General features: G+C 66.8%; 7 protein-coding genes and 1 pseudogene. 7 read left to right on the forward strand and 1 reads right to left on the reverse strand.

From position 1 onward, the window contains the following. Nucleotides 1–211 (reverse strand): annotated as a pseudogene (locus A5652_RS28660) (hypothetical protein); the annotation flags it as partial. 276 nt (nt 212–487) lie between these two features. Between A5652_RS28660 and A5652_RS16870 the strand changes: the two are divergent. From A5652_RS16870 to clpC1, 7 genes are all read left to right on the forward strand, one after another. After that, nucleotides 488–1,399 carry a Rossmann-like and DUF2520 domain-containing protein gene (locus tag A5652_RS16870; protein ID WP_067353683.1) on the forward strand — a complete coding sequence of 304 codons (912 nt, stop codon included), beginning with the start codon at nt 488–490 and terminating at the stop codon, nt 1,397–1,399. Then, the gene (gene panC, locus A5652_RS16875) at nt 1,396–2,334 is read left to right on the forward strand and encodes a pantoate--beta-alanine ligase (RefSeq protein ID WP_067353686.1); all 939 of its coding nucleotides are present in this window, start codon (nt 1,396–1,398) and stop codon (nt 2,332–2,334) included. Before A5652_RS16870 ends, panC begins: the two co-directional genes overlap by 4 nt. Then, on the forward strand, nt 2,334–2,753 hold the full coding sequence (panD, locus tag A5652_RS16880; protein WP_067353690.1) for an aspartate 1-decarboxylase: 420 nt from the start codon (nt 2,334–2,336) through the stop codon (nt 2,751–2,753). Before panC ends, panD begins: the two co-directional genes overlap by 1 nt. Before the next feature lie 2 nt (nt 2,754–2,755). Next, a complete protein-coding gene (locus tag A5652_RS16885; protein WP_067353694.1) occupies nt 2,756–3,571 on the forward strand; it encodes a type III pantothenate kinase in 816 nt (271 codons plus the stop codon). 76 nt (nt 3,572–3,647) lie between these two features. Next, complete coding sequence (gene lysS / locus A5652_RS16890; RefSeq protein ID WP_067353696.1) at nt 3,648–5,144, forward strand: lysine--tRNA ligase; 1,497 nt, start codon at nt 3,648–3,650, stop codon at nt 5,142–5,144. Between the two features lie 127 nt (nt 5,145–5,271). Then, a complete protein-coding gene (lsr2, locus tag A5652_RS16895; protein ID WP_066955505.1) occupies nt 5,272–5,610 on the forward strand; it encodes a histone-like nucleoid-structuring protein Lsr2 in 339 nt (112 codons plus the stop codon). 325 nt (nt 5,611–5,935) lie between these two features. Continuing rightward, a complete protein-coding gene (clpC1, locus tag A5652_RS16900) occupies nt 5,936–8,485 on the forward strand; it encodes an ATP-dependent protease ATP-binding subunit ClpC (RefSeq protein ID WP_067353698.1) in 2,550 nt (849 codons plus the stop codon). Nucleotides 8,486–8,524 lie beyond the last annotated feature (39 nt).

Consider the following 8,524-nt stretch of genomic DNA (forward strand, 5'->3'; position numbering starts at 1 on the left):
GCCGGGCACGCCGCCCACCGGCGGAGTCCGCGCGGGAATCGGCGCCGGCCCAATTGCTCCCCGGGGCGCCGGGGGGTAACCACTGGCCTTCCGCGGCGGCCGGCTGCCAACCCTGCCCCGGCCACTGCCCCTGGGGCTGTGGTTGCGGCTCCGCCGGTGCACCCGGGCCCATCCGCTGGCACGCCGCCGCCACGGCTGGCGCCGCCGCCACCACCGGAGCAGGCGCCCCGGCATGGCGGCGATCCGCAGCAAGAGGACCCCAATGGCGCGGGAGAAGGCACCCCCACGGGGGGCCAGTCGGTGGCCGATCTGCTCGCTCGCCTGCAGGTGCAGCCGTCCCAGGGGGGCCGGCGACGTCGCCGCGAAGGCTGAGCTGGGAGCTTCCTCACATTGGGTAATGCCTGGTAATCGACTACAGTCGTAGTGACCGAACGGTACCCACCAGGTGGGACCGGAACGAAACAAGATATCTGTGAGGTCGTCTGCGATGGTGCAGCTCGACGGTTTGCGCCCGGCTCGGCTCAAGGTGGGAATCATCTCGGCCGGCCGCGTCGGCACCGCTCTCGGTGTCGCGCTGGAGCGCGCGGACCATGTCGTGGTGGCGTGTAGCGCCATTTCCCACGCGTCGCGGCAGCGCGCACAACGCCGGCTGCCCGATACGCCGGTGGCACCACCCCCGGACGTGGCCGCCGCTGCCGAGCTGTTGCTGCTCGCGGTTCCCGACAACGAACTCGCCGGCCTGGTCTCCGGGCTGGCCGCTACGTCGGCGGTGGGACCCGGGACCATCGTGGTCCACACGTCCGGCGCCAACGGCATCGACATTCTCGAGCCGCTGGCCCAGGATGGCTGCATCCCGCTCGCAATCCACCCGGCGATGACGTTCACCGGCTCGGATGAAGACATCAGCCGGCTGGCGGATTCCTGCTTCGGCGTCACCGCGGCCGACGACATCGGATACGCGATCGGGCAATCGCTGGTGCTGGAGATGGGCGGCGAACCGTTCTGCGTCGCCGAGGAGGCCCGCGTCCTGTACCACGCCGCCCTCGCCCACGCCGGCAACCACATCGTGACCGTGCTCGCCGACGCGCTCGACGCGCTGCGCGCCGCACTACGCGGCAGCGAACTGCTCGGCCAACAGACCGTCGACGACCAACCGGGCGGCATCGCCGAACGCGTCATCGGACCGCTGGCCAGGGCCGCGCTGGAGAACACCCTGCAACGCGGGCAGGCGGCGCTCACCGGCCCGGTCGCGCGTGGCGATGCCGCCGCGGTCGCGCGGCATCTGGCCGCACTGGGTCAGGTCGGGCCGGAGTTCGCGCAGGCGTACCGGGTGAACGCCTTACGCACAGCCCAGCGCGCGCACGCCCCCAATGACGTCGTGGAGGTGCTGGCGCCATGAGACCCGGCAAGCCCCCGGCCTTCACGGCGGGCGAACTCAACCTCTACTCCGCCCCCCGCGATGTCGCCGACGTCAGCCGCGCCCTGCGTCACACCGGCCGCCGGGTGATGCTGGTGCCCACCATGGGTGCACTGCACGACGGACACCTGGCGTTGGTGCGCGCGGCCAAGCGGGTGCCCGGCGCGGTGGTCGTGGTGTCGATCTTCGTCAACCCGCTGCAATTCGGCGCAGGCGAGGACCTCGATGCCTACCCCCGCACCCCGGACGACGATGTCGCGCTGCTGCGCGCCGAGGGCGTCGAAATCGTCTTCACCCCAACGGCCGCCGCGATGTATCCAGACGGCCTGCGCACGACCGTGCAGCCGGGGCCGCTGGCCGCCGAGCTCGAGGGCGCAGTCCGGCCGACCCATTTCGCCGGAATGCTCACCGTCGTGTGCAAGCTGCTGCAGATCGTGGGGCCGGACCGAATCTTCTTCGGGGAGAAGGACTACCAGCAGCTGGTGATGGTCCGTCAGATGGTGGCCGACCTCAACCTCGATGCGCAGGTCGTCGGGGTGCCAACCGTCCGGGAATTTGATGGCCTGGCGATGTCGTCGCGCAACCGCTACCTGAACCCCACGCAACGCGAACTGGCCGTGACGCTTTCGGCCGCGCTGACGGCCGGTGCGCACGCCGCGCACGACGGCGGTGCGGCCGCGCTGGCCGCGGCGCGCGCGGTGCTCGACGCCGTGCCCGACCTCGCGGTCGACTACCTCGAGCTGCGCGACCCCGGGCTCGGCCCGGCGCCCGCCCACGGTTCGGCCCGGCTGCTGGTTGCGGCCCGGCTGGGCACCACCAGGCTGCTGGACAACATCGAAATGCAGATCGAAACACCCGCCGGCACCGCTGGGCCGGACGGACACCACGAATACGCCCAATCACCTTGGAGGAATTGATGCGCAGGACGATGCTGAAATCGAAGATCCATCGGGCCACCGTCACGCAGGCCGACCTGCACTACGTCGGCTCGGTGACCATCGACGCCGATTTGATGGACGCCGCGGACCTGCTCGAGGGCGAACAGGTCACCATCGTCGACATCGACAACGGTGCCCGGCTGGTCACTTACGCGATCACCGGCGAACGCGGCAGCGGCGTGATCGGAATCAACGGTGCGGCAGCACATCTCGTCCACCCGGGCGACCTGGTGATCCTGATCGCGTACGGGACGATGGAGGATGCCGAGGCGCGTGCCTATCAGCCGCGCATCGTCTTCGTCGACGCCGACAACAAGCAGATCGACCTGGGCAGCGATCCGGCGTTCGTGCCCGACGACGCGGCCGAGCTACTCAATCCCCGGATCGTTGCGCGGTAGCCGTGCTGCTGGCGATCGACGTCCGTAACACCCACACCGTCGTCGGGCTGATATCGGGAACCAAAGAGCACGCAAACGTCGTGCAGCAATGGCGGATTCGCACCGAAGCGGAGATCACCGCCGACGAATTGGCGCTGACCATCGACGGTCTCATCGGTGAAGATTCGGAGCGGCTCACCGGCGCCGCGGCGCTGTCGACGGTCCCGTCCGTTCTCCATGAGGTGCGGCTCATGCTCGACCAGTACTGGCCGTCGGTGCCGCACGTGCTCATCGAGCCCGGGGTGCGCACCGGCATCCCGCTGCTCGTCGACAATCCCAAGGAGGTCGGCGCCGACCGAATCGTCAACTGCCTGGCCGCTTTCAACCGGTTCAACGGGCCCGCCATCGTCATAGACTTCGGATCCTCGATCTGTGTGGACGTCGTGTCGTCGAAAGGTGAGTTCCTCGGCGGTGCGATCGCGCCGGGATTGCAGGTGTCCTCCGACGCCGCCGCGGCCCGCTCGGCGGCCCTGCGCCGCGTGGAATTGACCCGTCCCCGATCGGTGGTCGGCAAGAACACCGTCGAGTGCATGCAGGCTGGCGCCGTATTCGGATTCGCCGGTCTGGTCGACGGCTTGGTCGGGCGCATCCGCGAAGACGTGGACGGCTTTGCCGGCGACGACGTCGCGATCGTCGCCACCGGCCACACCGCGCCGCTGCTGCTGCCCGAGCTGCAGACCGTCGCCCACTACGACCAGCACCTGACCCTGCACGGCCTGCGACTGATCTTCGAACGCAACCGCGACGCGCAGCGCGGCCGGCTAAAGACGGCACGCTGAGACACCGGCAACGCACCGGCGCACAGCCAAAGCCGTCGGCGCACCCTCAAATCGCAGTCCTTTAAGCTGGCACGTCGTGAGTGCCGACGACCAAGACATTCCCGAGCAGTACCGAATTCGCCGCGACAAGCGCGCTCGGCTGCTCGCCGAGGGGAACGACCCCTACCCGGTCGCCGTCGAACGCACCCACACGCTGGCTCAGGTCCGTGCCGCCTATCCCGACCTGCCGGTCGACACTGCAACCGATGACCTCGTCGGCGTCGCCGGCCGGGTGATCTTCGCCCGCAACTCCGGCAAACTCTGCTTCGCCACGCTCCAAGAGGGCGACGGCACCAGCCTGCAGGTGATGATCAGCCTCGACAAGGTCGGCCAGCAGTCCCTCGACGCCTGGAAGGCCGACGTCGACCTCGGTGACATCGTCTCCGTGCACGGCAACGTGATCAGCTCACGGCGCGGCGAATTGTCCGTGCTGGCCGACTGCTGGCAGATGGCGTCCAAGTCGCTGCGTCCGCTGCCGGTCGCGCACAAGGACATGAGCGAAGAGGCGCGCGTACGGCAGCGCTACGTCGACCTGATCGTGCGCCCGCAGGCGCGCACCGTGGCGCGGCAGCGGATCGCCGTCATCCGCGCGATACGCAACGCTTTGGAACGCCGTGGGTTTCTCGAAGTCGAAACGCCAATGTTGCAGACGCTGGCCGGCGGCGCTGCAGCGCGGCCGTTCATCACCCATTCCAATGCACTGGACATCGATCTCTACTTGAGGATCGCACCGGAACTGTTCCTGAAGCGCTGCGTCGTCGGGGGTTTCGACCGGGTTTTCGAACTAAATCGAGTGTTCCGAAACGAAGGTGCGGATTCCACGCATTCTCCGGAATTTTCCATGTTGGAGACCTACCAGGCGTACGGAACCTATGACGATTCGGCAGTAGTGACGCGTGAGCTTATTCAAGAGGTCGCCGATGAGGCGATCGGAACACGACAACTCCCCCTTCCCGACGGGAGTGTCTACGACATAGACGGAGAATGGGCTTCCATACAAATGTACCCGTCATTGTCTGCGGCACTCGGTGACGAGATCACGCCTGCGACCTCGGTCGAAGAGTTGCTGGGAATCGCCGATCGGCTCGGCGTCGAGATTCCCGCCGACCGGGGCTACGGACACGGAAAGATCGTCGAGGAACTGTGGGAGCACACCGTGGGCAACGCGCTCGTCGCCCCGACGTTTGTGCGGGATTTCCCGGTCGAGACAACGCCTTTGACGCGCCAGCACCGTAGCATCGCGGGCGTCACCGAGAAGTGGGACCTTTATCTGCGCGGAGTCGAATTGGCCACCGGGTATTCCGAATTGAACGACCCCGTCGTGCAGCGGGAGAGGTTCGCCGCGCAGGCCCGCGCGGCCGCCGCGGGTGACGATGAGGCCATGGCGCTCGACGAAGATTTTCTTGCCGCGCTCGAGTATGCGATGCCGCCATGTACCGGAACGGGAATGGGCGTCGACAGGTTGTTGATGACTTTGACTGGACTGTCAATTCGAGAGACAGTTTTGTTCCCGATTGTTCGGCCCCAGTCGTAGTGAATGTTCCAATGTGCGGCTTCCGTACAGATTGAGTATGCTGCACTGATATGGCACATTGGTGACCAGGGGAGGTTTGATCCGATCTGCTCAGTAACTGCTCAGGACGAAATGCGAGGATAAGCCAATGGCAAAGAAAGTGACCGTCACCTTGGTCGATGATTTCGACGGTGCCGGCGCGGCCGACGAAACGGTGGAATTCGGACTTGACGGGGTGACCTACGAGATTGATCTTTCGTCCAAGAATGCCGCGAAACTGCGCAGCGATCTGAAGCAATGGGTGGAGGCGGGTCGCCGGGTCGGGGGCCGTCGGCGTGGGCGTTCCGGTTCGGGACGCGGCCGTGGCGCGATCGACCGTGAGCAGAGCGCGGCCATCCGCGAATGGGCCCGCCGGAACGGGCACAACGTCTCGACGCGGGGTCGCATCCCGGCCGACGTGATCGACGCCTTCCACGCAGCGACCTAGCAGTCCTCAAACCGGCGCCCGGGCTTTTAGGCTTGGGCGCCGGTTTGTCGTTTCGCTGGGCGCGAAACAATCGTCGGGCGGCCCGGGGAAACGAATTCGAACACCGCAACGTTTCTCCAGTTATGGCGGGCAACGCCGCTGGCAGTCGCAGGTGAGGTCCGCCCAGGAAACACCCGGCGGCTCCGCGGCGTAGAACGCACGCCAAGGTTAGGCCCGCTGGCAGGCCGACCACTACAGTGGAGACAGGTACGCGATTCCGGCCACAGGGGACCGGCACTGGGCCGCTAAAAGGTTTGTACCGATGTGAGGGAGAGCAGGTAACCCGATGTTTGAAAGATTTACCGACCGAGCACGGCGGGTCGTCGTCCTGGCGCAGGAAGAGGCCCGGATGCTCAACCACAACTACATCGGCACCGAGCACATCCTGCTGGGCCTCATCCACGAGGGCGAAGGGGTAGCGGCCAAGTCGCTGGAGTCGCTGGGCATCTCGCTCGAGGGCGTTCGCAGCCAGGTCGAGGAAATCATCGGCCAGGGCCAGCAGGCCCCGTCGGGACACATTCCGTTCACCCCGCGCGCCAAGAAGGTTCTCGAGCTGAGCCTGCGCGAGGCGCTGCAGCTCGGCCACAACTACATCGGCACCGAGCACATTTTGCTGGGCCTGATCCGCGAGGGTGAGGGCGTGGCCGCCCAGGTACTGGTGAAGCTGGGCGCCGAATTGACTCGGGTGCGCCAGCAGGTGATCCAGTTGCTCAGTGGCTACCAGGGCAAGGAGGCCGCCGAGGCCGGCACCGGTGGGCGCGGCGGCGAATCCGGCAGCCCGTCCACGTCGCTGGTGCTCGACCAGTTCGGCCGCAACCTGACGGCCGCCGCGATGGAGGGCAAGCTGGACCCGGTCATCGGCCGCGAGAAGGAAATCGAGCGGGTGATGCAGGTGCTGAGCCGGCGCACCAAGAACAACCCGGTGCTGATCGGCGAGCCCGGTGTCGGTAAGACCGCCGTCGTCGAGGGCCTGGCGCAGGCGATCGTGCACGGTCAGGTTCCCGAGACGCTGAAGGACAAGCAGCTCTACACGCTGGACCTGGGATCGCTGGTGGCGGGCAGCCGCTACCGCGGCGACTTTGAGGAACGCCTCAAGAAGGTGCTCAAGGAGATCAACACCCGCGGCGACATCATCCTGTTCATCGACGAGCTGCACACCCTGGTCGGTGCCGGCGCCGCCGAGGGCGCGATCGATGCCGCGAGCATCCTGAAGCCCAAGCTGGCCCGCGGCGAGCTGCAGACCATCGGTGCCACCACGCTCGACGAGTACCGCAAGTACATCGAGAAGGACGCCGCGCTGGAGCGTCGCTTCCAGCCGGTGCAGGTCGGCGAGCCGACCGTGGAGCACACCATCGAGATCCTCAAGGGGCTGCGCGACCGCTACGAGGCGCACCACCGGGTGTCGATCACTGACGGCGCGATGGTGGCCGCGGCCACCCTGGCCGACCGCTACATCAACGACCGGTTCCTGCCCGACAAAGCGATCGACCTGATCGACGAGGCGGGCGCCCGGATGCGAATCCGGCGGATGACCGCGCCGCCAGACCTGCGCGAGTTCGACGAGAAGATCGCCGAGGCGCGCCGGGAGAAGGAATCTGCCATCGACGCCCAGGACTTCGAGAAGGCGGCCAGCCTGCGCGACCGCGAGAAGCAACTGGTCGGCCAGCGCGCCGAGCGCGAAAAGCAATGGCGCTCAGGTGATCTCGACGTGGTCGCGGAGGTGGATGACAACGAGATCGCCGAGGTGCTGGGCAACTGGACCGGCATCCCGGTGTTCAAGCTCACCGAGGCCGAGACGACCCGGTTGCTGCGCATGGAGGACGAGCTGCACAAGCGGATCATCGGCCAGGAGGATGCTGTCAAGGCCGTCTCCAAGGCGATCCGCCGCACCCGGGCGGGGCTGAAAGACCCCAAGCGCCCGTCGGGTTCGTTCATCTTCGCCGGCCCGTCCGGCGTGGGTAAGACCGAGCTGTCCAAGGCGCTGGCCAACTTCCTGTTCGGCGACGACGACGCTTTGATCCAGATCGACATGGGCGAGTTCCACGACCGGTTCACCGCCTCGCGGCTGTTCGGCGCGCCCCCGGGATACGTCGGCTACGAGGAGGGCGGCCAGCTCACCGAGAAGGTGCGGCGCAAGCCGTTCTCGGTGGTGCTGTTCGACGAGATCGAAAAGGCCCACCAGGAGATCTACAACAGCCTGTTGCAGGTCCTCGAGGACGGCCGGCTGACCGACGGCCAGGGCCGCACGGTCGACTTCAAGAACACCGTGCTGATCTTCACCTCGAACCTCGGCACTTCGGACATCTCGAAGCCGGTCGGCCTGGGCTTCACCCAGAGCGGCGGTGACAACAACTACGAGCGGATGAAGCAGAAGGTCAACGACGAGCTGAAGAAACACTTCCGCCCGGAGTTCCTCAACCGCATCGACGACATCATCGTCTTCCACCAGCTGACCAAGGACGAGATCATCCGGATGGTCGACCTCATGATCACCCGGGTCGCCACCCAGCTCAAGAGCAAGGACATGGCCCTCGAGCTGACCGACAAGGCCAAGGCGTTGCTGGCCAAGCGCGGCTTCGACCCGGTGCTGGGTGCCCGTCCGCTGCGGCGCACCATCCAGCGCGAGATCGAGGACCAGCTCTCCGAGAAGATCCTCTTCGAGGAGGTCGGCCCGGGCCAGGTCGTCACGGTCGATGTGGACAACTGGGACGGCGAAAGCGCGGGCGACGAAGCGACATTCACCTTCACCGGCACCCGCAAGCCGCCTCCGGCCGAGCCGGACCTGGCGAAAGCCGGGGCGCACAGCGCCGGTGACCCGGGGCCGGACGTCCAGTAGCGAACAACGGAAAACGGGCGGTAGTCCGAGATCGACTAC

The sequence above is a fragment of the Mycobacterium sp. 1165178.9 genome (genome assembly GCF_001673555.1).
Taxonomy (GTDB): domain Bacteria; phylum Actinomycetota; class Actinomycetes; order Mycobacteriales; family Mycobacteriaceae; genus Mycobacterium.

Excerpts from the sequence above, each read along its gene's own strand:
- panC (WP_067353686.1), top strand. The coding sequence starts at position 1,396 with ATGAGACCCGGCAAGCCCCCGGCCTTCACGGCGGGCGAACTCAACCTC.
- panD (WP_067353690.1), top strand. The coding sequence starts at position 2,334 with ATGCGCAGGACGATGCTGAAATCGAAGATCCATCGGGCCACCGTCACG.
- A5652_RS16870 (WP_067353683.1), top strand. The coding sequence starts at position 488 with ATGGTGCAGCTCGACGGTTTGCGCCCGGCTCGGCTCAAGGTGGGAATC.
- lsr2 (WP_066955505.1), top strand. The coding sequence starts at position 5,272 with ATGGCAAAGAAAGTGACCGTCACCTTGGTCGATGATTTCGACGGTGCC.
- clpC1 (WP_067353698.1), top strand. The coding sequence starts at position 5,936 with ATGTTTGAAAGATTTACCGACCGAGCACGGCGGGTCGTCGTCCTGGCG.